The organism is Kitasatospora nipponensis (assembly GCF_039528135.1).
Lineage (GTDB): Bacteria > Actinomycetota > Actinomycetes > Streptomycetales > Streptomycetaceae > Kitasatospora > Kitasatospora nipponensis.
The window spans coordinates 1-1428 of the sequence record NZ_BAAALF010000454.1; the positions used below are offsets into that span (position 1 = coordinate 1).

Consider the following 1428-nt stretch of genomic DNA (forward strand, 5'->3'; position numbering starts at 1 on the left):
ACCGCCACCCCCCCCCGGCACGCCCCGGCCGGCACCGAGCCCGCCACCGGCCCGGTCACCGGCTTCGTCGTCGAGTACGACGGCGGCACCCTCTACGTCTCCGGCGACACCGTGCGCCACGACGCCCTGGACGAGATCGGCCGACGCTTCACCATCGACACCGCCTTCCTGCACTTCGGCGACGCCCACTTCCCGTCCACCGGCGACCGCGCCTTCTCCCTCAGCAGCACCGAGGGAGCCCAACTCGCCCGCACCCTCCGCGCCCGCACCGTGATCCCCCTGCACTTCGACTCCTGGGCCCACTTCACCGAGGACCCGGCCCGCATCACCGAAGCCTTCACCACCCCGGACCTGACCGGCCGGCTCCGCCGTCTCACCCCGGGCACTACCGAACAACTCTGAACTCCGGCCCCTGCAGCCGGAGTTACCGCCCCGCCGACGAGCCCGCCCCGACAAGCACCTTCTCCAGCTCCACCGGCAGCCCGGTCGCCAGCAGCATCGCCGCGCCACCACCGTGCTGCAACCACCGCAGGTGCGGGTCCCGCAGGCTCTCCATTTGCTCCGAGGCGAGCATCTCCTCAAGCTCCGCAGGCAGTCCCGTCGCCAGGAGCATCGCCGCGCCACCCTGCTGCATCCACTGAATGTTCTGGTTCGTCGTCATGCAGAGAACGCTACGGACTGCCGAAAGCCCCCAACATCCGATGCTCCCCCGGACGTTGAGGGGGGTTGTCCCCCGTACCGCCCGGCGGAAATCCCACGAACGTAGCGGCGGACCTCGTCGCGCACCGCGGCCATATTCCAGCGGGCAGTCCTCACTAGCCGCTGCATCGGCCTGGAACGGGCATGACCTGCGTACTCCGCGAGCTGCCAGCAGTTCTTGCGCTCGGCACCGGACAGCAACCCGAGCAGATAGACACGGGCGGTGGCGCGAGGTTCCACCCATCCGAACGGGCCCGCGATCCGGGCCATGGCCTGGTCGAACAACGCCCGCCATCGGGCAGGGGCTGCGCTATGGCTCGCGGCCATCGCACGATCCTCAAGAGTCGACACAACCCTTGATCATCCCGCGGTGGCTGCACGCGTCAAGCGTCGTAGTACTCGCCGTCGTCACCCTGGACCCGCGCGCTCAGCACCTTCGCCACCTGGCACATCGTCGCGATCACCGCATCGCTCGGGTTCTTGGACACGAACCGGCCGGCGCTCCACCACATCGGGGCCATCGCGAGGCCGGGATCGCCAGCGACCACCGCTTCCCATTCCGCCGTGCTGATGTCCTGGCCTTCTTCAGCCCACCAGTTCACACGCCGCTGATGTGCACGTCATAGCCCATGGCCAGCCATGGGCAGGCCATGCGACCGACATGATCGCGAAGCCACACTGGGGTACTAACTGCCTCCAACCGGCATGTTGTAGGGCCTCCGAGTTCGT

The 1428-nt window shown here is 68.6% G+C and carries 3 protein-coding genes and 1 pseudogene; 1 reads left to right on the forward strand and 3 read right to left on the reverse strand.

The window, feature by feature from the left end:
* On the forward strand, nucleotides 1-402 hold a 402-nt coding region (locus tag ABD323_RS41120; RefSeq protein ID WP_344447208.1), incomplete at its 5' end, for an MBL fold metallo-hydrolase.
* A 22-nt stretch (nucleotides 403-424) separates the two neighbouring features.
* Here the strand turns inward: ABD323_RS41120 and ABD323_RS41125 are convergent.
* The 3 genes and pseudogenes from ABD323_RS41125 to ABD323_RS41135 form a co-directional block, all read right to left on the reverse strand.
* Nucleotides 425-661 carry a hypothetical protein gene (locus ABD323_RS41125; protein WP_184915970.1) on the reverse strand — a complete coding sequence of 79 codons (237 nt, stop codon included), beginning with the start codon at nucleotides 659-661 and terminating at the stop codon, nucleotides 425-427.
* Between the two features lie 98 nt (nucleotides 662-759).
* Nucleotides 760-969 (reverse strand): annotated as a pseudogene (locus ABD323_RS46150) (transposase); the annotation flags it as partial.
* 113 nt (nucleotides 970-1082) lie between these two features.
* Nucleotides 1083-1301, reverse strand: a complete 219-nt coding sequence (locus ABD323_RS41135) for a hypothetical protein (protein ID WP_184915984.1) — start codon at nucleotides 1299-1301, stop codon at nucleotides 1083-1085.
* Nucleotides 1302-1428: the final 127 nt, after the last annotated feature.

What these genes read in the sequence shown, in the direction of transcription:
- ABD323_RS41125 (WP_184915970.1), bottom strand. Translation starts at nt 661, where the DNA reads ATGACGACGAACCAGAACATTCAGTGGATGCAGCAGGGTGGCGCGGCG.